Origin of the sequence: Streptococcus sp. Marseille-Q5112 (assembly GCF_916700555.1) — a bacterium.
Classification (GTDB): domain Bacteria; phylum Bacillota; class Bacilli; order Lactobacillales; family Streptococcaceae; genus Streptococcus; species Streptococcus symci.
In genome coordinates this window covers 60,883-85,519 of the sequence record NZ_CAKAKP010000008.1, presented here as the reverse complement: position 1 = coordinate 85,519, position 24,637 = coordinate 60,883, and the positions used below count along the sequence as shown (strand labels likewise).

Below are 24,637 nucleotides of genomic sequence, written 5' to 3'. Positions count from 1 at the left end.
TTATAGCCCACTCTTCTAAAAGAAAATTAGGAATTTCATCTGGCTCGACTCTCTTATAACTATCAACTCCTACACACTGACCCAAATTAGGTTTACCAAACAGTTCTTGACTCAATAGCACAAGCTTCTCATTAGTTCTAATTTTTTCTTTAATTGTCGGGCTAAAGTAATAGTTTTCAGTGTAAGCAAATATTAAATAATTAAGAAAATCCAGTTTCTTCAATCGATCGCTACTATTAAACTGACTTTTTAGAGATTTATATTTCCTATCCCTTTTATGATAAAAAGCTAGCACCATCGTCTTTTCTTTTAACGGTAAGATAGCTAGATGCAACTTCTGAATACGATTATTTTTTGAATGGTTACTCGTATCATTCACTGGATATCCATACATATCTCTAATCAACGTTAATGAGCCTTGAAACGCTATCGGTGTCTTATAGGGGAGCACCTCATGAAAAATAATTTGATATGCTCCTTTAAGATTGTCTTCAATAGCAGTTTTATGGAGTAAAATTTCATTTTGAAAATCTTCAATATCATAATCAAAAGAATTATGAAGATCTTTTATTTTTTGAGATGTATTCTCTAATGTTTTATTAGAAATCTCAGGTATTCTTAAGTATAAAGCTTTCTTAATCGTCTTATCAGACATTATTTTTTCAAAATGATATTTTTCCTCCCTCCTTCTAACTAATTCTAAAAGGAAATTTTTCAATGCAATTTGTGACAACATTTTATCGCTAGGATAAGACGTAAGATTCATTTCATTTTCATATTCCTGAAAATAGAATGAATCACATTTACGACAAATAATTTGTATCGTTCCCGATTTGCTCACTCCCTTATCATTATCTAACAGATCGCTCCCTATTAAATAACCAGCTTGTGTTAACATGCCAGAATCAGAAATTTTTTTTAACGATAACTGTGGAATGGTGTGAGAATTGCAGAAACTTGTAGTATCTTTATCACAAAGTAAACACTTTCTTGGCTTTAAGTCCTCCTTCATTACTCTCATCTCTCTAGATAATAATTTTTTCAATTGAATCTTTTTTTCAATATCAGGTATATCAATTAATTTATTCAAATACTTCACAAACTTTCATTTTACTTCTCAAAACACACCAATCGTTATAGTCAGTTCTAGTCTTATTTCCCAGTAAAATATTTAACAGCTGATGCAAAGAGGTGCTGGTCTTTATTTCCTGGGATGTTTTGGAAGAGACCGTCTTCATAACGTTCTGAGTGTCCCATTTTACCGATGATTTGACCATTCTTGCTAGTAATTCCTTCGATGGCATTTACAGAACCATTTGGATTGTACTTAGAGTCCATGCTTGGTTTGCTGTCAAAATCAACGTATTGGCTGAAAATTTGTCCATTGTCACGGAGCTCAGCGAATTCCTCAGCCGTCACAACAAACTTCCCTTCACCGTGCGAAACAGGAATAGCGTGGATATCGCCCACTTCTACTCCAGCCAACCATGGCGAGTTGGTATTGGCAATCCGAGTTTCCACCATCTTGGCCACGTGCTGGTTGGCATCATTGTAGAAGAGGGTTGGACTAGTACTGCTGGCATCTTCGAAGTTCCCGTATGGAAGAAGACCTGATTTGACCAAGGCCTGGAATCCATTACAGATACCAATAATCAAGCCACCACGGGCGATAAAGCTATCAATAGCTGCACGCACTTTTTCATTAAGCAGGATATTGACAATGAACTTGGCTGAACCATCTGGTTCATCCGCAGCCGAGAATCCACCGGCAAAAAAGAGAATGTTAGCCTTACCGATGTTGTCAACCATAGTTTCGACTGACTTGACAATGGCTTCTTCATTCAAGGTCACGAATGGCACCAAGTTAACCTCTGCACCTTCTTTCTCAAAGGCCTTGGCTGAGTCATATTCTGAGTTGGTTCCTGGGAAGACTGGGATATAGACCACAGGTTTTTCAACCTTTTCTTTTGCTTTAATCACAACATCTGATACCACAGCTGGTACTTCAGCAAGTTCTTTAGCTTGAGTAAATTCTGTTGGGTAAACTTCCTCCAATTTCCCTTGGAAGGCACTGTCAAGTTTGTGTCCATCTAGCTTCACACCGTTGACAGTTAGTGTAAAGTCTGCACTTGTTTGTCCAATCTTCTCTACTCCAGCAATTTCTTCAGGAGAGGTAAAGACAAATCCTCCTAATTGAGCTGTCAAAGCTGTTTCAAGTTCAGGCAAGATCACCTCTGCACCAATATGATTTCCAAAGGTAGCGAGAGCCAAACTTTCAACCACACCACCATATTTAACAGCCGATGCAGATGTCACTTTGTGAGCCTTTTGAAGGGCTTCAAACGTTTCAAAGTTCTTCTTAATCAAATCGAAGTCGATATCAGCAGAAAGAGCTTGACCTGGGATGTAGTAGATATTTTCACCAGCATCCTTAAATTCTGGAGAAAGGACCTTACGGCTATCTGCTGTTGTCACCCCAAAAGCAACCAGGGTTGGTGGCACCGTCAATTCTTCAAAGGTCCCAGACATAGAATCCTTACCACCGATAGATGGCAAGCCAAGCTGGATTTGTGCTTCGATAGAGCCTAGAAGAGCTGCTACTGGCTGACCAAAACGCTCTGCTTGTTTATCCATGCGTTCGAAATACTCTTGATAAGAGAAGCGAGCCTTGGACCAGTTTGCACCAGCAGCCACCAAACGAGCAGTCGCTTCGATTACTGCATAGGCAGCACCGTGGTATGGAGACCATTCTGCTACATAAGGGTTAAAACCTTGAGCCATGACTGATGCAGTGTGAGTTACACCGTGTTGAACTGGCAATTTCTGCACAGATGCCTCAGTTGGTGTGAGTTGGTAGCGACCACCAAGTGGGTGATTGACCGTTGAGCGACCGACCGAACAGTCAAAGATGGTTTGCAATCCTTTTTGACTGGCATGGTTCAGGTCAGCCAAGACTTCAAGAGTATCCGCTTCAAGGGTTTCAGTAGATGTTTGACGTTCTTCTGGGAGTTTGACATCCTTGTCTACAACCTTAGCATCGACGACCACGCGCACACCATTGGTGTCAAGGAAACGACGTTCCAAGTCGACAATGGTTTCACCATTCCAGTGCATGACTAGATTTGGTTTTTCAGTTACTGTCGCAACCACAACAGCATCAATATTCTCTTTGTTACATTCAGCAACGAAGGCATCTACATCCTCAGGACGAACCACCACAGCCATCCGTTCTTGAGATTCAGAGATGGCAATTTCGGTACCGTTCAAACCTTGGTATTTCAATGGCACTTTGTCTAGATCAATTTCAAGACCGTCTGCTAATTCACCGATAGCCACACAGACACCGCCTGCCCCAAAGTCATTAGATTTCTTGATCAGACGAGTGACATCGCCATTACGGAAAAGGCGTTGAATCTTACGTTCTTCGATGGCATTCCCTTTTTGAACCTCAGCACCAGCAGTCTCTACAGACTCAACTGTTTGAACTTTAGAAGAGCCTGTCGCACCACCGACACCATCACGTCCAGTCTTACCTCCAAGGAGGATAATGACATCACCCGCTTCCGGTTTTTCACGGACAACATTGCCCTTAGGAGCAGCACCGACAACGGCACCCAACTCCATACGCTTAGCAACGAAGCCTGGGTGGAAGTATTCACGAACATAGGTCGTCGCAAGCCCAATTTGGTTACCATATGAAGAATAACCATGAGCCGCTGTCTTAGAAATAACTTGTTGCGGCAGTTTACCAGCACGAGTTTCCGAAATCGGTGCTGTAATATCACCGGCACCTGAGATCCGCATTGCCTGATAAACGTATGAACGTCCTGACAATGGGTCACGAATGGCTCCACCAATACAGGTAGCAGCCCCACCAAATGGCTCAATCTCTGTTGGGTGGTTGTGGGTTTCGTTCTTGAACATGAGGAGCCATGGCTCTTTCACACCATCAACGTCCACTTCGATTTCGACTGAGCAAGCATTGATTTCATCTGACACTTCCATATCATCCAAACGTCCATTAGCACGCTCATATCGACCGAAAATAGTAGCCATATCCATCAAGGTTTGCGGTTTTTCCGTACGTCCCAACTCCTCGCGCATGGCAATATACTTGTCGTAGGTTGCCTGTAATTGTTTTTGAAATTTAGAAGCTGAAAAGTCTATGTGTTTCAACTCTGTCTCAAAAGTCGTATGACGGCAGTGGTCAGACCAGTAAGTATCCAAAACCTTGAGCTCTGTCTCAGTTGGCACGCGCCCGATTGACTTGAAGTAGTCTTGGATAAAAAGCAAATCATCCACTTCCATAGCCATCCCTTGCTCAGCCTTGTAGCGGGCAAAATCTTCTGCTGTATAGCTTTCAAAGAAAGTCAATTTCGGAATGGTTTTGTCTGACTCTGAAAACTCCTGCTTGGCAATCCCTACCGTGATGTCCTTGAAACGAGAATCAACTGGGTTGAGCAGATAGTTCTTGACCGCTTCCAACTCAGTCGCATCAATATCTTTATTCACCAAGTACAATTGTGCTGTGTTGACCGTCACGTCACTCGAACTTCCCAGCAAAAGCAAGGCTTCCTGCGAAGATACTGCACGCTGGTCAAACTGCCCTGGCAGGCTTTCAATGGCAAAGAAAGCATAGTTAGCAAGATCCGCCTGCACAGCCGCTTCATCCAAGACGTGGTCTGTCACCTGCTCAGAGAAGATGTGTTTCTCTGCAGGCGCAAACAGGTCCTTAGCCAAGTTAAAGACATCATACACTTGCACAATACGAATACTTTTCAAGCTTGAAAGTCCCAAGTTATGCTGGAGTTCTCTAACCAAACTCTCTGATTTGACCTGAAAATCAGCCTTTTTTTCAACAAAAATACGTTTATCCATCAATTCTTATTCCTTTATTTCAGCTCTTGCAATATCCCCAACGACCTTGAGGTTGTTATTTCAATTCCTGCAACTTTTCCCAAACAATCTCATAAACGTCTGTTAGTTCTCCCAATCCTCTACGGAGTGAAAAGGTCTGGGGGACCTTTTCAGCCTGAGTCCTTTTAGTTGAGAGACGAAGGTTTTCCGTTGCAAACAGATTATTTCAAACCTTGCAACTTCTCCCAGACAACTTCATAAACATCTGTTAGTTCTCCCAATCCTCTACGGAAAACATCCTTATCCATGTGGTTGCCATCCGCATCCCACAAGCGGCAGTTATCTGGTGAAAATTCGTCTGCCAAGATAATCTTGCCATCCTTATCAAAACCGAACTCTAGCTTAAAGTCAATCAACTTAAGCCCAATCTCAGCAAACCAGGCCTTCAAAAGTTCATTGATTCGACGAGTTTCTTCCTTCAAGTAGGAAATCTGCTGGTCATCCGCAATCTGTAGGAATTTCACATGCTCATCATTGATGAATGGATCATCCAAATCATCATTTTTGTAGTAAAATTCAACAATCGGAGTCTCAAATGCGATTCCTTCGTCTACGCCAAAACGTTTTGAAAAGGAACCAGCCGTGTAGTTGCGTAGCACGACTTCCAAAGGAATGATTTCCACCTTTTTATTGAGTTGTTCTGTATCTGAAAGTTTCTCCACAAAGTGAGTCTCCACACCAGCCGCATTTAATTTCTCAAAAATAAAAGATGAAATCTGATTATTCAACACTCCCTTGCCCGCAATCTGCTCCTTCTTAACACCATTGAAAGCAGTCGCCTGGTCCTTGTAAGTTGAAATAATAAGATTTTCATCCTCAGTTGTATAGATATCTTTAGCTTTTCCCGAATAGATCAATTGTTTTGACATTTTAAAGTTCGCCTTTCGTATTACTTGAGCACATTCTACCATAAAAAACCTAAAATTACAAGAATTTAACCGAATAAATAGAACAATAATCTCAAAAAACGTAAAGAAAAAACTGCAAGAAGCATCTTTCTCACAGTTTTAAAATCATTTAACTCTAAAACACGAACATTACTCTTTGTTCAAAAATTGATCCAAATAATAGCGCAGATAACTTTTCTTTCCCGTAATCATCTGCAGACGACCTTCCACCCCGTACCGAAGTTTTTCAGCCTGCTCCGAATTTAGATTGGTCTCCGCCTCAATTTTAAAGAAATTCCCTTTTTCAGTCTTAGTAGCTGTCGCATCAATACTTGTAATAGTCGAATCTAGGAAAATTTGATTCTTGGTATCATGAGTCGTCGTATAACGAACAGAGTCCCCAATCTTGACTCTTGCTACATCCTTTGAACTTAGATAAGCTGTAAGTTTGGCTTTCCCTTCTTTTTCCAAGGACGGATAGAGTTGGGCTAGTAGGGCACCTTCTGCTACCATGCTAGAATCACTGGTCTCAGGATTAATGTGAAGCACCCCATCCTCACTGGCCGTAATTTTCCCCTTGTCTAGAAGACTTCCCTGTACTTTCTTACCTGACTCCACCTCCAAGATTTTCTGATCTAGAAGGGTCAATTCCTGACCAACCTTAGCCAAGTGTTGTGATTTGAGGGATTCCAATTGACTGCTTAAGCCTGACACATAGGCTTGCTGGGTACCTGAACCTGCATACTGGACGCGGTAAGTAGCGAGACTGGATTCTAACTGAGAAAGCTGAGCTTCAACCTGCGCAACAGCCTGAGCCTTAGTTTGCGGATTTTCCTCACCCTGAGACTTGTAAGACTGGTAGAGAGAGTAGGCTAGATTCTGACTGGCCAAGGAAGTACCTGTTTCAATAGCTGACTTAGCTGTCTGGTAATCGCGAATTTTAGCCTCTGTTTGGCTGATGAGGTTGCCGATTTCAGCTTGGGTTTGACTAGCTGCTGCATTCTGGGACGCGATGGTCTCATTTTGTTGCGATGTACTAGCCCTAAGACTGCTTGCTTGACTGATGTAGTCGCGAAAGGTGGCTTGGTAGCCAAATTTATCCTCCTCTGGAAAGTGGTTCTCCCCTTCTTGCAGACTTTTTTGCAAATACTCCAATTGCTTTTTTTGATCCTTAAGCATGTCCAACTGACTAGCATAGGCCTCCGCTTGGACACCCTCTGCCCCTTCTTGATATTGAACCAACAGTTCTCCCTTTTTAACCAGCTTATTTTCTTCCAAATGATTGACAAGAATGCGATTGTTGCTAGTTGACTGGATATTTGCAAGGATATGACTAGGCTCGATAGTAGCTCTAGTAGACAAACTCATCTCCTTCTCTGCCAAAGTTGCAAAACCAAGCAAAAACACGAGCAGAAGGGACATGGGAACAATCACCCGACTGGAAAAATTATGGTAACGACGATTATAAAACTCCGCACTTTCTAAAAATTCTGGTTTCATCCTCTCCTCTTTCTAGCTATTCACCAAATGGGCGTAAAAGCCACCCTGTGCAAGTAAATCAGCATGATTTCCTTCTTCAACAATCTTGCCCTGATCCAAAACAACCACCTTCTCTGTCCGCTCAGCAATGCTCAAGCGGTGGGCGATGAAAATCAAGGTCTTATCTAAAGCCATGAGATTATCTACAATTCGCTTCTCTGTCAAAATATCCAAACTGCTGGTCGCCTCATCCAAAATCAAGACAGGCGCATCTGTCAAGAGAGCACGCGCCAGAGCGATTCTCTGACGTTGACCACCTGAAATTCCTGCCCCATCCGAAGTCAATTCTGTCTGGTAATTCAGGGGCATCCGCTCGATATCCTCCCGAATCTCTGCCAATTCGACCGCCCGTAAGATATCTTCCTGTGTCGTCCCCTCCTTGGCTCCAAGGAGAAGATTCTCCAAAATCGTTCCGTTAAAGACATAGGGCTGTTGAGGCAGATAGTTGATATACTGGCGCAGGGCTTTTTTATCAATCTGATTGAGATTGACACCACCCAGACTAATCTCTCCTTGACTTGGGTCGTAAAAATTAACCATTATCTTAGCTAAGGTCGTCTTACCTGACCCCGAAATCCCCACAAAAGCCACCTTAGAGCCTTTGGGAATAGTCAAATTGATATCTGACAAGACATCTCGACCATAGCCATACTTGTAATGAACCTGCTTGAAGGTCATATCTCCCTTCATCAAGCTCAGATCCTCAACTGTTTTCTTCTCATCAAACTCAGAAGCTACCAGATAAACCTCATTTAGACGTTTATTGGCAACCTGCGCTGTCTGAAGCTTAGTTTGCAGGTTGATGATATTCTCCAAAGGATTAGTAAAGTAAACCAGCAAGGTATTATAGGTAATCAACTGCCCCAAACTCATCTTGCCATCCATGACCAGAACAGCCCCCATCCAGAGAATGCCGACATTGAGCAAGAGATGGGCAACCTTTTTCAGAGCCTTTTGCTGACTCTCTGCTCGACTATAGGTAAAGGATTTTTTCAGATAATCCACAAATTCCTTGTCAATCTTTTGGTAACGCTGACTTTCACTGGTCAAGGACTTGATAGTTTCAATACCATTGATGTCCTCAATGATAGAAGAAGACAGAACCGCATTGGCTTCCATGGTATCCCGATTCATCTTTTCAAACGGCTTCATAAAGGCAAAGATAATCACTGTGTAGATAGGGAGCGCCAATAAAGTCATGAAAAAGAGATTGGTATTTTGTGAAAATAAAACAAGGGAAATAATGACAACCGTTGATACATCTAGGAAAATCGAAAGGATGGTCGAAGCCAGCGCATCAATGATACTGTTAGCATCCGTGAAACGAGACACGATTTCCCCTGTACGACGTGTCGCAAAAAAGGACATAGGCAGGTGAAAAACATGCTTGATGTAGGACAAAATCACATCAATCGATAAACGTTGCCCCAAAACAAGTAAGAGATACTCCTGAGCGTAAGACAAGATCTGCTGGAGGATATAGACGATAACCAACCCAATAGAAATAATCCCCAGTGTCGAACGCATCTGATCTGGCACATAGGTATCAATGATAGACTGCAGATAATAAGAACCCACAATGTTAATCAAGGTTACCAAGAGTGTTGCCAAAACGATATTGGCAATCAAGCCACGCTGCTTCACTAATATAGGAATAAAAGAGAGCAGACCATTCTTTTGATCCTTATGAGGCTTGTAGTCTGGACTAGGTGCCATAAAAAGAGTCACTCCTGTCCATTCTTCCGCAAAACGCTCACGTGGCAGTTTGGTCAATTTCACCCCAGGATCTGGATCGGCAATATGAATGCTATCCTTATTCTGCCCAGTCACCACATAGTAGTGGAGTAATTTTCCTTCCTTAAGAACATGGGCAACAAAAGGAAAAGTCAAATCTGGCAAGTCAAAGAGCATCATATCTGCCTTAATGGCCCGTGTCTCAAAGCCAATCTCCTCTGCCACCTTGACCAAGCCCAAAGCCGTCGTCCCATCCATGGTCGTCTTGGCCAATTCTCGCAAGTGAGCCAAAGAATAATAGCTACCATAGTAGCCAAAAACCATAGCCAATGAAGCTACACCGCAGTCCATCTGATCCACCTGCGGACGATAGTGACGTTTCCCAAATTTCATATTCATCTCCTTTTCCTAATACTCAATGAAAATCAAAGAGCAAACTAGGAAACTAGCCACAGGCTGCTCAAAACACTGTTTTGAGGTTGTAGATAAGACTGACGAAGTCAGCTCAAAACACTGTTTTGAGGTTGCAGATAGAACTGACGAAGTCAGTAACCATACCTACGGTAAGGCGACGTTGACGTGGTTTGAATTTGATTTTCGAAGAGTATAAACTCATCTGATAACAACTATCTTACCCCAATCACCAAACAAAAACTGGACTTCCTCCCCAAATGCGCCTATCTCCCTCCCAACTGTACTTTTAAGATAAAAAAATAGGTAGAACAAACATTCTACCTAAAATATATATTTATTTCTTTTTCTTCCTAATTCTTTTGTCAATCATATATACAACGATAATCGAAAACAGCGGTGGTACAATATAACTCTTTTCACTCATTGTCAGCTGAAATCCCAGGGTTGCTAGTATCTTAAAGATGAAAATATTCATCAAAAATAGAAAAACAAATACTAAAAAATATCCTACAACCTTCTTCATTTCTTTTCTTCAACTTTCCTAATTTCTATAACTATTTTATCAAAAATATATGTAAAACTCCAAATAAATACCTCAACTGCACTTTCTTGGCAAAAAATAGGCAGAACAAGCGCCCTGCCTAAAATATATATTTATAAAGATTAAAATGTAGATAATTGTCAAATAGGATATTTATATACATTCTTAGCAACATGCAACTCCTCTTATCTTGCTTCTTGCTATTCTTTACGTTTGACGACTTCTACCACATCCCCTACACTTTGGAGTTGGTCAATTTCCTCATCGCTGATTTCGATATTAAATTCATCTTCCAGTGTCAAGATAAACTCCATCAAATCAACTGAGTCAGCATCCAAGTCGTCTTTCAGACTCAAGGATTCTGTCACGACAAAGTCTTCTCCCTGTCGCTCTTGGATAATGGTCACAATACGGTCAAAAATTTCTTTTTCTGTCATCTCTTTTATTCTCCTGAAAATTCACGCGCAGTCTTGACAACTACGTCTGTTTCTAACATGGTACGAATCTGGCGAATCGTACTATAAACAGCCTTGGCATCGCTTGAGCCATGAGTCTTGACAACCGGTGCCTTGACACCAAACAAGACTGCTCCACCAACATCTGAGTAGTTGAGCTGTTTTTTCAAACCTCTGAGGCTGTCCTTGAGAAGGAGGGCGCCTAGTTTCGCTCGGAGACCACCACCAGTGATGGAGTTCTTGAGCAAGCCCATGATTCCCATAGCTGTCCCTTCAATGGATTTGAGCACAGCGTTTCCCGTGAAACCATCTGCCACAACAACATCTGCAACGCCATTCATCAAATCACGCGCTTCCACGTTTCCGATAAAGTTTAAACTTTCATCAGCCACCAGTAATTCATAGGTTTCCTTACGAAGCGGGTCGCCCTTACTACTCTCTGTTCCGTTATTGAGCAAGCCAACACGTGGTTGCGCAATTCCACGGACATTTTTAGCATAGAAGGATCCTAGAACCGCGTATTGATGAAGGTGCTGGGCTGTATTTTCCGCATTAGCACCGAGGTCTAGCATGTCAAAACCTCTCCCATCTACAGTCGGCAGGGTTGACATAAGTCCAGGACGATCGATGTTCTTGATACGACCCACGATGAAAAATCCTGCTGCTAGTAAAGCACCTGTATTTCCTGCGGAAAGAACAGCATCTGCTTCACCCTCTTTGACAGCCTTGGCTGCCAATACCATACTAGCATTTTTCTTTTTCCGAATAGCTCTCGTAGGTTCATCGTCTGAATCAATCTTTTCATCCGTATGGATAATGCTGACGCGCTCTGTTGCTGTTAAATATTGCTTGATTTTAGCTTCATCTCCGTAGAGTTGAACCTCGATATCTGAAAAGTCAGCTAGGGCTTGATTGACACCCTCAACGATGGCCTGAGGTGCGTAATCGCCTCCCATGGCATCTACTGCGATTTTTTTCATTTCTTTTCCTCTTTTAGTAATTGTCCCCAGTCTGCTAGGGAATCAATAAATTTCTTTGATTTTAGGTGAATCCCAACGTACTCTTCGTAGAGTTGATCCATAAATTGGCGTAACTCTTGCTTGATTTCAGGCTTGAGCGAAATGGTCTCCAAAGACTCAAAATCAATAGCTTGAAATTGATTGAGCAGATAAGGGATATTGGGATTTAGATGGCAACGTCTCTCATCCTCATGATAATGATCTGGACAGAGGCAGGCTCCATATTTGAAAGAAAAGTCAAAAGCCTGACCGATCCGATGACAAAAAACACACTCATTAAAATTGAGACTAATCCCAAATCGAGTCAAGATTTGAATTTCAAAAATATTGGTCAAAACTTGATAATCCAATCCCTCTTCCATCAACTCCAAAGTTTTTTGCAAAAAAGCAAACAAGGGAGCATCCTGCTGATTGTCCTGCAAACTAGCATCTGTAAGAGCCGCCACGTAGGTCGCATAGGCCATGACAAAGAGATCGCTATTAATCTTTGGAAAGGTCATCACCTCATGATAGTCCTCAATGTAGCTAAGCCCGTCATCATTGATTCGTAAGAGAAATCGAGCCAGCACCAAGGGTTGAATAACAGGAGCCAGCTTAGACTGACCAGCGTGTTTGACAAAAAACATGCGCTTGCCAGCCTGTTCAGTAAAAATCTTGACTAGCTTGTCATCCTCACGAAAATTGCGATTATAAAGCACCAAGCCTTGACTCGTGATAGACTGAATCATGCTTCTCTCATGTACTCCTCAAGTCGTTTCATGGCTTCTTTGATAGTCTCCATGCTGGCTGCATAAGATAGGCGAACATATCCTTCTCCATAACGCCCAAAGGCAGCACCAGGAATAAAGGCAACAGCCTTCTTCTGAGCAAAATCCTTCAGAAAAGCAAAAGAATCTTGATTGTAACCCGCTGGAATCTTAGCAAAGATATAGAAGGCACCGTCTGGTTTGATAATCTCAAAACCAAGAGCAGTCATTTTCTCGATAATATAGTCCCGCCGCTGGATGTATTCCTTCTTCATAGGTTCCGCATCGTTTTTACCAGCCATCAAGGCTTCCACCGCAGCGTGTTGAGCCATGGTATTTGCGGCAGTGACCAAGTACTGGTGACTCTTGATCAACTGAGCTGTAAAGGCTGCAGGAGCGAAAATCAAGCCCAAACGCCAACCTGTCATAGCATGCGATTTAGACAAACCATTGATAATGATAGCTTGATCTCTCAACATAGTTCCTAGAGACACATGGGCTTCCCCTGTGTAGGTCAATTCTGAGTAGACCTCATCACAGACAACGAAAATTTCGTACTTGCGTAAAACAGCTGCCAAGGCTTCCAACTGCTCTCGACTATAGGTAATTCCTGTCGGATTAGCTGGATAGTTGAGAATAACCGCCTTGAGCTTGTCACCCTGCTCCAAAATGGCCTTCTCCAACATCTCAGGAGTCAAGACAAACCCATTTTCAGTCGTATCAATCTCGACAACCTCTGCCCCAACTAGATTGACAATTGGTTCATAACCTGGGTAGGCAGGAGCTGGCAAGAGTACCTTGTCTCCCTCTTCCAAAATAGCTGTCAAAGTAGCAGATAAAGCCTCTGTCGCCCCAATTGTAACCAAGATTTCATTTTCAGGAGCATAGTCCAGTTGGTACTTTTCCTTAACAAAGTCACTAGCTGCTTGACGTAAAGTCAGCAGGCCACTCATCCCTGTATAGTAGGATTGGTTCTGGTCAATCGCTCGCTTAGCCGCCTCCTTGACATGGTCTGGCGTTGTAAAATCAGGTTCCCCCAAGGTCAAACGCAAGACCCCAGGAATCTCCGAAATAGCCTGGTCAAACTGACGAATCAACGAAACTTGAATCTTATCTAACTGTTTATTAAAGCGCTTAGTTAAGTCCATAGATACCTCCTACTTTCAAAACGTATCTCTATTATACTACAAAAGCCCCCTGACCGCAAAAATACATGATAGAATAGCTTTCCACTTTCTATTTTACTTTTCCTGTTTACAGGTCTATAATGGTAACAGATTCTATTTGGAGGTTTTTATGTCATTTCTATCAAAAAATGGAGCAGGCATCTTGGCCTGCCTTCTCATTTCTATTCTATCTTGGTACTTAGGAGGATTCTTCCCTGTTATTGGCGCGCCTGTTTTTGCGATTTTCATAGGCATGCTCCTACATCCCTTTCTCTCGTCATATAAACAACTGGATGCTGGATTGACCTTTAGTTCCAAGAAATTGCTCCAGTATGCCGTTATCTTGCTTGGTTTTGGTCTCAATATCTCGCAAGTCTTCGCAGTTGGGCAATCTTCACTCCCTGTCATCCTGTCCACCATCTCAATAGCCTTGATTGTTGCCTACCTTTTCCAACATTTCTTTGCACTGGACACAAAACTGGCTACCTTGATTGGAGTAGGTTCTTCTATCTGTGGGGGCTCTGCCATTGCGGCAACAGCGCCTGTTATTCAAGCCAAGGAAAAGGAAGTCGCCCAAGCCATCTCCGTTATCTTTTTCTTCAATGTCTTGGCTGCGCTCATATTTCCAACGCTAGGTACCTGGCTTCATCTATCCAATGACGGCTTTGCCCTCTTTGCAGGAACTGCGGTCAATGATACTTCCTCTGTAACCGCTACAGCTAGCGCCTGGGACAGTCTCTACCAGACCAATACCCTCGAATCCGCAACCATTGTCAAACTCACACGTACTCTTGCTATCATCCCCATCACTCTCTTTCTCTCCTACTGGCAAAGTCGCGATCAAAAAAATAAGCAAGGCTTACAACTGAAAAAAGTCTTCCCACTTTTTATCCTTTACTTTATCCTTGCATCTCTCCTAACCACCCTACTGACCTCTCTCGGTGTATCCAGTAGTTTCTTTACCCCTCTCAAACAACTCTCCAAATTTCTCATTATCATGGCCATGAGTGCTATAGGACTCAAAACCAATCTGCTAGCTATGATCAAATCCAGTGGAAAATCCATTGTTCTCGGGGCCATCTGCTGGATTGCCATCATCCTCACCAGTCTTGGTATGCAGACCCTTATCGGCATTTTCTAACACAAAAGGTAGCCCACCAGCTACCTTTTTCTTATGCTTCCTCAATCAAGCGAGTATGTTCTCTCTTAATACAGCGATTCATCACAATGTCATCGCATCCACCAGAACGCAAGATTTCTTCCGCTTCTAGACTTTCAAGTCCTAGCTGTGCCCAAAAAATCTTGGCATCAGCTTTGAGAAAATCACGCGCCACATCAGGCAGAAACTCGCTGCGACGGTAAACATTGACAATATCTACAGGAAAAGGAATCTCAGCTAGACTAGCATAAGCCTTTTCACCCAAGATTTCGCCACCTGCTACCTTGGGATTGACTGGGATGATTTTATAACCCCGAGCCTGCATTTCCTTGGTCACTCGATTGCTGGTTGTTTCCTCACGGTCTGACAAACCCACAACAGCAAGAGTTTTACTCGTTGCGAGATACTGACGAATCACGCCATCACTTGGATTGATAAATTCTTGACTCATAGAAATCCTCCTTTTTCATCAGTATAGCATATTTTGAAAAGGCTTGCAGATTTTGGCTACAAAAAAGCTCCTAGCAGTTCACTTCTGCTAGGAGTATGTTTTATTCTAAGCGAAAACTTAAATCTTTTTCTCAATACTGAAAAGTGGAGAAAGTGGGCGTTTTTCATGGATACGTACAATAGCATCCCCTAAGAGATGAGCGATTGAGATCTGCTCAATCTTATCGATCAAACGCTCTTCTGGAAGATAGATGGTATCCAAAACAACCAATTTCTTAATAGCTGATTTTTGGATATTGTCCATAGCAGGACCAGAAAGAACTGGGTGCGTACAGCTTGCATAGACTTCAACAGCACCAGCTTCTGCAAGGGCATCTGCCGCATGACAAATCGTTCCAGCAGTATCAATCATATCATCAATCAAGATACAAGTCTTGCCTTCGACCTTACCAATGATGTTCATAACTTCACTAGTGTTCATCTTATCAACGCTACGACGTTTATCAATGATAGCGATAGATGTTTTCAAAAATTCTGCCAACTTACGAGCACGAGTCACCCCTCCATGGTCTGGGCTGACAACCACATAGTCAGAACCAACCATGCCACGACGCTCAAAATAATCCGCAATCAGAGGAGCCCCCATCAAGTGATCCACAGGAATATCAAAGAATCCTTGAATCTGCGCAGCATGCAAGTCGATGGTCAATAAACGATCCACTCCAGCTACTTCAAGCATATTTGCGACAAGTTTTGAAGTGATTGGCTCACGCGCTCTCGCCTTTCTATCCTGACGTGCATACCCATAGTAAGGCATGACAACATTGACAGATTCTGCACTCGCACGCTTCAAAGCATCCACCATAATCAAAATTTCAAGCAGATTGTCATTTACAGGCGAGCTAGTTGATTGTAGGATAAAGACGTGTTTCCCACGGATTGATTCTTCAATGTTGACCTGAATCTCTCCATCTGAAAATTGGCGAACACTTGATTTCCCCAACTCTATCCCAATCTCCTGCGCTACACGTTTTGCCAATTCTTGATTAGAAGAAAGGGCAAACAGCTTTAAATCAGAAAAAGACATGATTTCCTCCGGTATATATGTATCGCTTGTGCTTTTCACAAGATTTTTCCATCTACCATTGTAGCGCTTTTTGCACTATTTTTCAATCAAAAATAAAAGAAGGGCAACATATTTGTACCCTTGCATCATTCTTTTAAAAAATATTCTAGTTCATCAACTCATTGTGCTTCTCAACAAAGCGATACGCCTGATAAAAACCATAGAGAGTAATAGCCGTAACCACTGGAATCGCTAATGGCAACTCTGTCTCTAATTCTACAAAAGGAGAATTAAACAAGAAGTGAGTTCCCAAAGCTAAACCTAGGAAAACAAGCCCCTGTTTCTTGCCAACCTTCTGCCCTTTATAGGCTCTGTAAAGCAAGTAAATACCTACTACAGCCAGACCTGAAAAAGTCCAGTGAGAGGCAATTCCTGAGATGATACGCTCTAAAATTCTCGAAATAGTAAAGTCAAAGCCCTCTGGCAAATCCGTACGAATATAGCCAATATCCTCAATCATTTGGAATCCCAAACCAGAAGCAATGCTTAGTAAAAACAAAGATTTTAATTTTTGCACAGGAATCAAAGCTAAAACAAAAACAAGGGGCAACAATTTCAACGGCTCTTCTACCAAAGGAGCCACAATAGCACTTTCAAAGGCATTTAAAAATGCACTATCTGGGAAAAGAATACCCAGCAAATCATGGATATAGGTATTAGCAAAGCTAGACAGCCAGCCTGAAAGGAACATCCCTCCCAATAAAGACAAGATCAAGGCATTCTTTGGCAATTCCCATTTTTTCCCAATGCGGAAAAGGAAATAAAGAGCTGGAATCATGTAAAAGAGAGCTAGAAAGATAGAAACTCCCATTAGTCCATATTCCGCACCTGACATCGAACCGTCCATATAGTAGATGGTTTCATACTGTAAACCAATACATAGCAATAAGATAAAAATAAATAAAATGCTGTTTTTCTTCATACACTTTCTTTCTAAATGAAGTATTTATAATTCTACGACTGTCATACTTCCTGTATCTACATCGTAAATAGCACCAGAGATAACGACATCATCTGGTATTAAGGGAGACTCGATAAGAAGTTGCATATCCTCACGCACACTCTCCTCTATATCTTGGAAGGGCAAAAAGTCCTGATCTGACACATCGACACCTAGTTCCTCTTTTAAATACTCCTGAAAAGGCCCATTTTCAAAGGTCTGAGCACCACAGTCTGTATGGTGCAACACCACAATTTCTCTTGTCCCCATTTGTTGCTGGGAAATAACTAGCGAACGAATCATGTCCTCAGTCACTCGACCACCTGCATTCCGCAAGATATGAGCATCCCCAAGTGCCAAGCCCAGAGCTTGAGCAACGTGCAAACGTGAATCCATACAGGTCACAATGGCTACTCTAGTTTTAGGTTTAAGTGGTAAATTTAACTGCCCATGTAGGGCAACATAAGCCTGATTGGCTTGCATAAACTGTTCAAAATACGACATGATTCCCTCCTCGAAAATTTGATAGTCAAATATTCTTCCTATCTTATCATTTTTAAGAGGATTTGTCACGGATTATGCAAAGACCTTTTTCAAAACTTCCTGAATCGTTGTCACCCCAATGACCTGAATTTCCTTGGGTGGAGTGATTCCTGTCAAGGAATTATTGGGTACATAAATCTTAGTAAAGCCCAGTTTAGCAGCTTCATTGATACGTTGCTCGATACGATTCACGCGCCGAATCTCTCCTGTCAAGCCCAGTTCTCCTACAAAACATTCCTGAGGATTGGTAGGCTTGTCTTTATAACTCGAAGCAATGGCAACAGCAACAGCTAAGTCAATGGCAGGTTCATCCAATTTGACACCGCCAGCAGATTTGAGATAGGCGTCCTGATTTTGCAAGAGAAGACCTGCACGCTTTTCCAAAACAGCCATAATCAGACTAGCACGATTAAAATCAAGTCCTGTCGTAGTACGCTTGGCATTTCCAAACATGGTCGGTGTCACCAAAGCCTGAACTTCCGCCAAAATCGGACGCGTCCCTTCCATGGTCACAACGATTGATGAACCAGTCGCCCCATCCAAACGCTCTTCTAGGAAAACTTGACTCGGATTGAGGACCTCAACCAAGCCACCCGACTGCATCTCAAAAATCCCAATCTCATTAGTAGAACCAAAACGGTTTTTGACCGCTCTCAAAATACGAAAGGTATGGTGACGCTCCCCTTCAAAATAAAGCACCGTATCCACCATATGCTCTAGCATACGAGGACCAGCCAAGGTTCCTTCCTTGGTCACATGACCTACGATAAAGATGGCAATATCATTAGTCTTAGCCAGTTGCATAAGTTCTGCTGTCACCTCACGCACTTGAGAAACAGACCCTTGCACCCCTGAAATCTCAGGAGACATAATTGTCTGAATAGAGTCGATGATGAGAAAATCAGGCTGGATACGTTCCACTTCTGCTCGTACGCTCTGCATATTGGTCTCTGCATAAAGATAAAACTCACTATCAATGTCTCCCAAGCGCTCTGCACGTAGCTTGATTTGCTGGGCAGACTCCTCTCCACTAACGTATAGAACAATCCCCACTTGAGACAACTGGGTTGAAACTTGTAGGAGAAGGGTCGATTTCCCGATTCCAGGATCCCCACCGATGAGGACGAGACTTCCTGGTACCACTCCGCCTCCAAGTACACGGTTGAATTCCTCCATCTCTGTCTTGGTTCGATTAACGTTGATAGAAGTCACCTCAGCCAGTTTCATGGGTTTAGTTTTCTCACCTGTCAAGGACACACGCGCATTCTTGACCTCAGCAACCTCAACCTCTTCTACAAAGGAAGACCAAGACCCACAGTTAGGGCATCGTCCCAGATATTTAGGGGAATTATACCCACAATTTTGACATACAAATGTCGCTTTTTTCTTTGCGATGATAAACCTCTTTCTATATCTCTAACTCACACGCAATCACTTGGCAAAAATCAATCTTCTCATTTGGAACAAACTGGCGCATGAGCATATTGTGAGTTACCACTATCACGGTCTGGTAATCTCGATACTTAACCATGCATTCTAGAAAACGTGACTTCATCTCCGTAGCTGTCTCATATTGAATAGGACTATTAGGAAGTAACTCCCCCTTATTTTCTAGAAACATAGTACGAGCTTTTTCAAAATTATCTGTGCCACTTTTATAGACCTGCCATTCATGTAACAAAGGCTCCACTCTCAAAGGAAGACCCGTAGCACAAACCACATAAGAAGCCGTTTCTAAAGCTCTTGTGACTGCAGAAGATATGATTATTTCAGCTGAAGGGAGTAAAGGATTGGTGATCAGTTTCTGGGCTTGTTGCCGTCCCTTCTCAGACAAGGGTGCCAAATCTATCCCAAATCCCGTATAATAACGCTCCTCTAACTCACGGTAATCTGGCTCCCCATGACGTACAAAGATAATCTTCATCCTAGTGCCCTGTCGATCCAAATCCACCAGTTCGAACGCCATCAGCCGCATCTCCATCTGCAATTAAGAAAGGAGCAAAGACAGCCTGGACAACACGTTCTCCAACTTCAAGAACAACCTCTTGATCTGTTATATTCTTCATCTGAGCAAAAATATGTCCTTCATTTCCAGGATTTCCATAATAATCCCCATCAATGACACCAACCGAGTTAATCAAGACCAAGCCCTTCTTACGAGGATTTGAAGAGCGATCATAAAGGTAAAGAACCTCAGTCGGCTGCATATAGGCCTTAACCCCTGTCGGAACCAAGACAATCTCTCCTGGCGCAATAACCGTACGCACAGCAACCTTTAAGTCGTAACCAGCCGCATGCGCTGTCTCACGCTTAGGCAATAAATTTTCATCTGTAAAACTAGAAACCAATTCAAAACCACGAATTTTCATCATCTTCTCTTTTCTATTATCATTTATTCTAGATTATTCTATCTTATTTATTCGGAAAAAGCACGAAAAAAAGAGCACACAATTCAAATCGCTTAGGGCTGCTGGATTCCTCCCCTGACCCGCTTCACGCAGAACTGTTGCTCCACTATTTATTATATCACATTCCTATTCATTTTAAAAGCAAAATTATTTTTTCCGTCTATTTCTAAAAAAGTCCTGCATAATAGCTGCGCATTCATCTTCCAAAATTCCCGTTTCAACCTCCACACGATGATTGAGACGCTCATCTGTCAAGATATCGTACAAACTCCCAGCAGCGCCAAATTTCTGGTTTTTAGCCCCATAGACTACGTTTGGAATACGGGCGAGTCCAATCGCACCACTACACATGACACAAGGCTCAATGGTCACAAAAAGCGTGCAATCCAGCAAGCGCCAGCTCTCCTCACTCAGATTCGCATTCTCTATGGCCATAATTTCCGCATGCATAACCGCTCGCTGCAGTTCCTCACGCGCATTATGCCCACGACCAATGATTTCTCCGTCTTTGACAATCACACAACCAATTGGAATTTCATCGTGTTCAAGAGCAATCTCAGCCTCTCTCAAGGCCTCTCTCATAAAGCCTTCTTTTTCTTCAACTGTATAATTCATCCGTTTCTCTTTTCCTACTTATCGATTTTATTATTATATCATGAATCCCAACACAAAAAAAGCCACCGAATGCGGTGACTTTATAGGGAGATTATTATGAAAAAGAAAAGTTTAGGATATTTGTTACAACAAGTTAGGAGGTCTTCTTGTAACTGTCTATAGTATACCCGACCTATCTTAAACAAATCTTAAAAATCTCTTACGACCAAACACTTTCTAAAATATTTGTTTGTTCACGACCAGGACCTACTGAAAAAGTAGAAATACGAACGCCAACCAATTCACTCACACGACGAACATAGTTACGCGCATTCTCAGGAAGATCTTCCAAATTACGAACTCCGGTAATATCTTCTGACCAACCTGGCAACTCTTCATAGATAGGCTTGCAACGCTTCAATTGCTCAAGACTAGCTGGATAGTAGTCAATACGTTGACCATCAAGATCATAGGCCACACAGATTTTCACTATATCCAAACCACTCAAAACATCGATAGAGTTCAATGAAAGGTTCGTAATACCAGAGACACGGCGGCTATGACGCATCACAACTGAGTCAAACCAACCCACACGACGTGGACGACCAGTTGTTGTACCATATTCATGACCCACTTCACGGATACGTTCTCCCACTTCATCAAACAACTCAGTTGGGAATGGACCGTCTCCTACACGACTAGTATAAGCCTTACATACACCTACAACCTTGTCAATCTTACTTGGACCAACACCTGAACCAATCGTAACACCACCAGCCACAGGGTTTGATGACGTAACAAATGGATAGGTCCCTTGGTCGATATCTAGCATAACACCTTGTGCACCTTCAAAAAGCACACGTTTACCGTTATCAAGTGCATCATTCAAAATAACAGATGTATCTGTCACATACTTCTTGATTTGTTGACCATATTCATAATATTCTTCAAAAATATCATCAAAAGCAATCGCTTTACTGTCATACAATTTTTCAAAAAGACGATTCTTTTCAGCAAGGTTACGTTCTAAACGCTCACGGAAAATATCTTTATCCAAAAGATCTGCGATACGAATCCCAACACGAGCAGCCTTGTCCATATAAGCTGGACCAATTCCCTTAATTGTAGTACCAATCTTATTGTCGCCCTTAGCTTCTTCTTGCAAGCGATCCAACTCGATATGATAAGGCAAAATAACATGCGCGCGATCAGAAATACGCAAGTTATCAGTTGTCACACCCTCCTCATGAAGATAGCTCAACTCTTTTACAAGAGATTTAGGATTTACAACCATTCCGTTACCAATAACAGAGATTTTTTCAGGGAAGAAAATTCCCGATGGAATCAAGTGCAACTTAAATTTCTTACCATCAATCACAATCGTGTGACCTGCATTATCACCACCTTGGTAACGTGCAATCACTTCTGCATTCGCTGAAAGGAAGTCTGTAATCTTCCCTTTACCTTCATCACCCCACTGGGTACCTACAACAACAACTGAAGTCATAATCTTGTCTGAGCCCTCAGGCTCTTCCTTTCTCACATACATGGCAGGACTCTCACCTGCAATTATATCTTACAATTTATTATAAGAAAAAATCGCCTTTTTATCAAGAAGAAACAATAGAAAGATTTGCTATTTCCAACTATTAAAAAATGTTTTAGAAAAAATTCCGGCTATTTATCATTATTTTCCCACAAAAAATTAAATTTGTTCGGAAATTAACTCATACTGTCTCAACAAGCAACAAAACCTTGTTTCATTATCAATTTTTCAAGATACAAACGATAAGCAACACGATAATGGTAAACAATAAAATCCCGATGATTCCCAATGCTATATCGGAAAAGATAATAAATCAAAAATTTAAAATGAAAATGTTCCCAGTCAAAATGATCTCCGAAGAACGTACCATACTCTTCTTCAATATTTCTATAAAAATCCGTCATCTGCTCATAAATCTTTTGTAACATAAGCCTATACCCCTTTACTTTTTATAAGCTTATTCTAACAAAAAATTTTACACATTCACTATCAATTCCTGAATTGCTTAAAAACCAACCTCAAAAAGATAACAAATAGGAAAAGTTGACAGAATAGGAACAAATTTACTACCTAAATTAGACTATTATGGATCTTATTAACTGTGTTAAATACTAAAAGAGACTGAGGCAAAAATCTTAAATTAAGAAAACGCATAGCATCAGATTGTACTGACCCCAATCTGTATTGCACAGGGCTAAGTCCTTTTAGTTTTACCTTAATTCGTTTGTTGTTGTAGTAATCAATATAGTCTACAATGGCTTGTTCCAATTGCTTAAGCGACTGAAACGACTTCTCATAACCGTAAAACTTCTCCGATTTCAGAATCCCAAAAAAGGACTCCATCATACCGTTGTCTGGGCTGTTACCCTTGCGCGACATGGATGCTTGAATTCCCTTACTCTCTAGGAACCGATGGTAAGCATCGTGTTGGTATTGCCAACCTTGGTCACTATGGAGAATCGTATTCTCGTAGTGCTTCTCTGTGAAGGACTGTTCCAACATGGTTTTTACTTGTGCTAAGTTCGGTGAAGTTGAAAGATTATAGGCAATAATTTCGCTATTAAAGCCATCTAAAACAGGCGATAAATACAATTTCTGCGTGCTATTTGGAATGGCAAATTCTGTCACATCTGTGTAGCACTTTTCCATTGTTTTAGAGCCTTCAAATTGACGTTGAATGAGATTATCTGCCTTCTTACCATGAGAAGAATATTTTCGTTTCTGTCGCATTTTAGCTTGTAAATTGAGTACTTTCATCAAGCGTTGAACTCTTTTCTGATTTACCAGATAACCACGATTTCTTAGTTCTAAATGAATCCGACGATAACCATAATTTCCCTTGTGTTCGATAAAAATTAATTGAACTTCAGCTTTAAGCTCTTGGTCCTTATCTGGTTTGTCTAGCTGTTTCAAGTGATAGTAGTAAGTCGAACGAGCTAGTTTAATGGCTTTTAGAAGAATATCTAACGAAAACTCAGTCATTAATTCTTGAACAATTTCGGTCTTTCTTCTTTCTCTTTTTTCTCCTTCAATCGGAGTTCTCTCAACTTTTTTAGGATGACATTCTCCGCTCTCAGGTAGTCATTTTCTGCTTGAAGACGTTCTAATTCTGTCCTCTCTTCAGGTCTCTTTTTTGGCTTACGTCCCATTTTAGGTACTCTCCCTCTTGTTTTCTCAACAATAGTATACCCGTTTTTCTTGTATTGTGCTAGCCAGTTAAGAAGTATCGTACGACTTGGGAGGCCGTATTCAAGAGAAACTCTATCTTTAGTCCAGCCTTCATGTAAGACTTTATGAATCATTTCTTGTTTTAAATCAGGAGAATAGTAACGATTTTTTCCTTTTTTGACGAACTTTATTCCGTAACGATCAATCAATTTAATCATGTATCTAAGATTAGAATTGTTTATCCCAAATTTATTTGAAAGCTTCTCTAGCTATATCCTTATTTTCTAAGTTCATAGATCTGAACTTTATCATCATATGTTAATTTCATAATAAAAACACCCCAAAAGTTAGATTTTTCAGACTGTTTTTAAAATCTTTCTCAAGGACAAATATAAAATCGTCAACACTTTGAAAACTTCAAAAAAAGTATTTTCATCGCTCTAAACATCAAAAAAGAAAGGACGAAATTTGTCCTTTCTAGATATTACCTTTTCTTCAATCCACTACAGTTGACAGAGAGCCTATTTTTATGTTCACCAAAATAAAAAAAGAGGACTAAACCTCTCTTAATTAACTACTCCGCCAGTAGGACTCGAACCTACGACATCATGATTAACAGTCATGCGCTACTACCAACTGAGCTATGGCGGAATAAAGCTAAGCGACTTCCATATCTCACAGGGGGCAACCCCCAACTACTTCCGGCGTTCTAGGGCTTAACTTCTGTGTTCGGCATGGGTACAGGTGTATCTCCTAGGCTATCGTCACTTAACTCTGAGTAATAC

At 41.5% G+C, this 24,637-nt stretch carries 22 protein-coding genes, 1 tRNA gene, 1 rRNA gene, 1 other RNA gene and 2 pseudogenes; 2 read left to right on the top strand and 25 right to left on the bottom strand.

Translation table 11 applies throughout. The features are described from left to right. The 11 genes from LG372_RS06975 to LG372_RS06925 form a co-directional block, all read right to left on the bottom strand. Positions 1-1,099 (bottom strand): hypothetical protein (locus LG372_RS06975; protein WP_225742446.1); only part of this gene is annotated, 1,099 nt, incomplete at its 3' end. A 53-nt stretch (positions 1,100-1,152) separates the two neighbouring features. Continuing rightward, positions 1,153-4,878: a phosphoribosylformylglycinamidine synthase gene (locus LG372_RS06970; RefSeq protein WP_225742445.1), complete on the bottom strand. Its 3,726-nt coding sequence runs from the start codon at positions 4,876-4,878 to the stop codon at positions 1,153-1,155. A gap of 55 nt (positions 4,879-4,933) precedes the next feature. Continuing rightward, the gene (locus tag LG372_RS09760) at positions 4,934-5,077 is read right to left on the bottom strand and encodes a phosphoribosylaminoimidazolesuccinocarboxamide synthase (protein WP_079211609.1); all 144 of its coding nucleotides are present in this window, start codon (positions 5,075-5,077) and stop codon (positions 4,934-4,936) included. Between the two features lies 1 nt (position 5,078). Further along, positions 5,079-5,786: a phosphoribosylaminoimidazolesuccinocarboxamide synthase gene (gene purC / locus LG372_RS06960; RefSeq protein WP_225742444.1), complete on the bottom strand. Its 708-nt coding sequence runs from the start codon at positions 5,784-5,786 to the stop codon at positions 5,079-5,081. A gap of 168 nt (positions 5,787-5,954) precedes the next feature. Next, positions 5,955-7,304 (bottom strand): competence pheromone export protein ComB, encoded by a 1,350-nt coding sequence (gene comB / locus LG372_RS06955; RefSeq protein ID WP_225742443.1) that lies wholly within the window; start codon positions 7,302-7,304, stop codon positions 5,955-5,957. 12 nt (positions 7,305-7,316) lie between these two features. After that, a complete protein-coding gene (gene comA / locus LG372_RS06950) occupies positions 7,317-9,470 on the bottom strand; it encodes a peptide cleavage/export ABC transporter ComA (RefSeq protein ID WP_225742442.1) in 2,154 nt (717 codons plus the stop codon). Positions 9,471-9,825: 355 nt separating this feature from the next. Then, positions 9,826-10,014, bottom strand: a complete 189-nt coding sequence (locus LG372_RS06945) for a hypothetical protein (protein WP_004269957.1) — start codon at positions 10,012-10,014, stop codon at positions 9,826-9,828. Between the two features lie 218 nt (positions 10,015-10,232). After that, positions 10,233-10,469, bottom strand: coding sequence for an acyl carrier protein (locus tag LG372_RS06940; RefSeq protein WP_004269958.1), 237 nt, complete (start codon positions 10,467-10,469; stop codon positions 10,233-10,235). Between the two features lie 5 nt (positions 10,470-10,474). Next, positions 10,475-11,467 carry a phosphate acyltransferase PlsX gene (plsX, locus tag LG372_RS06935; RefSeq protein WP_225742441.1) on the bottom strand — a complete coding sequence of 331 codons (993 nt, stop codon included), beginning with the start codon at positions 11,465-11,467 and terminating at the stop codon, positions 10,475-10,477. After that, positions 11,464-12,234 (bottom strand): DNA repair protein RecO, encoded by a 771-nt coding sequence (recO, locus tag LG372_RS06930; protein ID WP_225742440.1) that lies wholly within the window; start codon positions 12,232-12,234, stop codon positions 11,464-11,466. Before recO ends, plsX begins: the two co-directional genes overlap by 4 nt. Next, positions 12,231-13,400 carry a pyridoxal phosphate-dependent aminotransferase gene (locus LG372_RS06925; RefSeq protein ID WP_070842475.1) on the bottom strand — a complete coding sequence of 390 codons (1,170 nt, stop codon included), beginning with the start codon at positions 13,398-13,400 and terminating at the stop codon, positions 12,231-12,233. Before LG372_RS06925 ends, recO begins: the two co-directional genes overlap by 4 nt. A 148-nt stretch (positions 13,401-13,548) precedes the next feature. Between LG372_RS06925 and LG372_RS06920 the strand changes: the two genes are divergently transcribed. Beyond that, positions 13,549-14,559, top strand: coding sequence for a YeiH family protein (locus LG372_RS06920; protein WP_225742439.1), 1,011 nt, complete (start codon positions 13,549-13,551; stop codon positions 14,557-14,559). A gap of 31 nt (positions 14,560-14,590) precedes the next feature. Here LG372_RS06920 and LG372_RS06915 read toward each other — a convergent pair whose 3' ends face one another. The 12 genes and pseudogenes from LG372_RS06915 to LG372_RS06860 form a co-directional block, all read right to left on the bottom strand. Further along, a complete protein-coding gene (locus LG372_RS06915; protein WP_225742438.1) occupies positions 14,591-15,028 on the bottom strand; it encodes a CoA-binding protein in 438 nt (145 codons plus the stop codon). Positions 15,029-15,145: 117 nt separating this feature from the next. Next, a complete protein-coding gene (locus LG372_RS06910) occupies positions 15,146-16,114 on the bottom strand; it encodes a ribose-phosphate diphosphokinase (protein ID WP_033682853.1) in 969 nt (322 codons plus the stop codon). Positions 16,115-16,259: 145 nt separating this feature from the next. Continuing rightward, complete coding sequence (locus LG372_RS06905; protein ID WP_225742437.1) at positions 16,260-17,075, bottom strand: PrsW family intramembrane metalloprotease; 816 nt, start codon at positions 17,073-17,075, stop codon at positions 16,260-16,262. Positions 17,076-17,099: 24 nt separating this feature from the next. Further along, positions 17,100-17,597, bottom strand: coding sequence for a beta-class carbonic anhydrase (locus LG372_RS06900; RefSeq protein WP_225742436.1), 498 nt, complete (start codon positions 17,595-17,597; stop codon positions 17,100-17,102). Positions 17,598-17,669: 72 nt separating this feature from the next. Beyond that, positions 17,670-19,031 carry a DNA repair protein RadA gene (gene radA / locus LG372_RS06895; protein ID WP_225742449.1) on the bottom strand — a complete coding sequence of 454 codons (1,362 nt, stop codon included), beginning with the start codon at positions 19,029-19,031 and terminating at the stop codon, positions 17,670-17,672. A 13-nt stretch (positions 19,032-19,044) separates the two neighbouring features. Beyond that, positions 19,045-19,602, bottom strand: coding sequence for a histidine phosphatase family protein (locus tag LG372_RS06890; RefSeq protein WP_225742435.1), 558 nt, complete (start codon positions 19,600-19,602; stop codon positions 19,045-19,047). Continuing rightward, complete coding sequence (locus LG372_RS06885) at positions 19,562-20,005, bottom strand: dUTP diphosphatase (RefSeq protein ID WP_000701987.1); 444 nt, start codon at positions 20,003-20,005, stop codon at positions 19,562-19,564. Before LG372_RS06885 ends, LG372_RS06890 begins: the two co-directional genes overlap by 41 nt. Positions 20,006-20,061: 56 nt before the next feature. Then, positions 20,062-20,159, bottom strand: an RNA gene (gene ffs / locus LG372_RS06880) — signal recognition particle sRNA small type. Between the two features lie 32 nt (positions 20,160-20,191). After that, on the bottom strand, positions 20,192-20,659 hold the full coding sequence (tadA, locus tag LG372_RS06875) for a tRNA adenosine(34) deaminase TadA (RefSeq protein WP_064275757.1): 468 nt from the start codon (positions 20,657-20,659) through the stop codon (positions 20,192-20,194). 199 nt (positions 20,660-20,858) lie between these two features. Beyond that, a complete protein-coding gene (locus tag LG372_RS06870; protein ID WP_033686089.1) occupies positions 20,859-22,145 on the bottom strand; it encodes an adenylosuccinate synthase in 1,287 nt (428 codons plus the stop codon). A gap of 230 nt (positions 22,146-22,375) precedes the next feature. Then, on the bottom strand, positions 22,376-22,612 hold the full coding sequence (gene comW / locus LG372_RS06865; RefSeq protein WP_049487499.1) for a sigma(X)-activator ComW: 237 nt from the start codon (positions 22,610-22,612) through the stop codon (positions 22,376-22,378). Positions 22,613-22,853: 241 nt separating this feature from the next. Then, positions 22,854-24,180: pseudogene (locus LG372_RS06860) on the bottom strand (IS3 family transposase); the annotation flags it as partial. Positions 24,181-24,203: 23 nt separating this feature from the next. Between LG372_RS06860 and LG372_RS06855 the strand changes: the two are divergent. Continuing rightward, positions 24,204-24,334: pseudogene (locus LG372_RS06855) on the top strand (ISL3 family transposase); the annotation flags it as partial. A 95-nt stretch (positions 24,335-24,429) separates the two neighbouring features. On the opposite strand, the gene LG372_RS06850 reads toward LG372_RS06855, so the two are convergent. Together LG372_RS06850 and rrf are read right to left on the bottom strand one after the other, a co-directional pair. After that, positions 24,430-24,503 (bottom strand) — tRNA-Asn (locus tag LG372_RS06850). 5 nt (positions 24,504-24,508) lie between these two features. Then, positions 24,509-24,624, bottom strand: a 5S ribosomal RNA gene (rrf, locus tag LG372_RS06845). Between the last annotated feature and the right edge of the window lie 13 nt (positions 24,625-24,637).